Below are 1,500 nucleotides of genomic sequence, written 5' to 3'. Positions count from 1 at the left end.
AAAATACAACGGATATAAGTGTACAGGAAAAATATTGGGGACAACCAGAAGAAAGTCTAATATTCAATACCTCACTTCATGCTTCTTATGAAAAGGGAAGTATTTATTCTAACCAAATAGGACCTGCTGTCAATTGGACGGCTCTAAAATTTAAAATTAATGAGATACCTGATTTGGAATCTTCTTATTCTGTTGAAATAGTCGGAGTGGATAAAAATGGAAATGAAGAAGTATTAGAAGATAATATAAATAGTAGTCTTTATGACCTTTCTTCAATTGCCGCCTCTGACTATCCCTATTTAAAAATGCGTTTAAATCTCACCTCTGATGGAAAAGATAAAAACATTCCTCAATTAGATTATTGGCAAATGGACTATCAAAGAGTTCCGGAGGGAGTATTGTACCCCTCAGAGGATTTTAGTTTAAAAGAGAAAGTAATTAAGCAGGAAGGTGAAGATTATACCACTGATTTTACATTTATTAATGTGTCAACTGTGGGATACAAAGACTCATTAACTCTGGAATATAGACATGATAATGAGGCACGTTCAGAGGATTTTAAAATTAAAATTCCAGACGTAAAAGGAGACAGTTCTATTCAATTCTCAATTAATTTAAAAAGCAGATCTTTTGTAGGCCGTAATAATTTGTCCCTCTTCGCTAACCCAGGAAATATAGTGGAAGTTAACATGCATAATAACTCCTTATATTTGAATGAGGTAATGCAAGTAAATGCTGATACCCTTAACCCAGTAATGGATGTAACTTTCGATGGGATACGCATTATGGATGGAGATTTGGTTTCTCCTTCTTCAATTATTTCGGTGCTTATCAGAGATGATAATCCTCATTTGAAGATAGAAAATGCAGAAGGAATAAAAATTTATCTTAAAGATGAAGAGTCAGAATTTAAGGAGATCTCAGAGAAATTGATTTCTACGGAGAATACTGAGAATAAAATTAAAGCAGATTACCAATTGGACCAGTTGGAAAATGGCATTTATACTTTGCAGGTAAGAGGTGAGGATGCTACCGGGAATGTAGCTGGAGAAGACTACCAGGTAAATTTTGAAGTCATCAACGAATCTACCATTACAAACTTTTATCCTTACCCAAATCCATTTTCAACAAGTACGCGCTTCGTGTTTACATTGACAGGCTCCGAAATTCCCGATCAGGTGAAAATTCAGATCATGACGGTGACCGGAAAGGTGGTTCGAGTTATTACACAAGATGAAATAGGGCCTATTCGTATTGGAAATAATTTAACGGAGTATGCCTGGGATGGAAGAGATGAATATGGAGATCAACTTGCTAACGGGGTTTATTTGTATCGGGTGGTGATTCGAAACCATGGAGAAAGCATGGAGCACAGAGATACTTCTGCCGATAAGGCCTTCAAAAACGGGGTGGGAAAATTATATCTGTTACGATAGACAGATATGATTCTTTGGTTATTGATTGGTATCTTATTGGATTATAGCATTTTAAGTGGGTTTT

The 1,500-nt window shown here is 35.6% G+C and carries 1 pseudogene; it reads left to right on the top strand.

The window, feature by feature from the left end:
- Positions 1-1,436: pseudogene (locus E1171_RS23415) on the top strand (putative type IX secretion system sortase PorU2); the annotation flags it as partial.
- Positions 1,437-1,500: the final 64 nt, after the last annotated feature.

The organism is Xanthovirga aplysinae, from assembly GCF_009711365.1.
Classification (GTDB): domain Bacteria; phylum Bacteroidota; class Bacteroidia; order Cytophagales; family Cyclobacteriaceae; genus Xanthovirga; species Xanthovirga aplysinae.
This window is presented reverse-complemented; position numbering and strand designations above follow the sequence as displayed.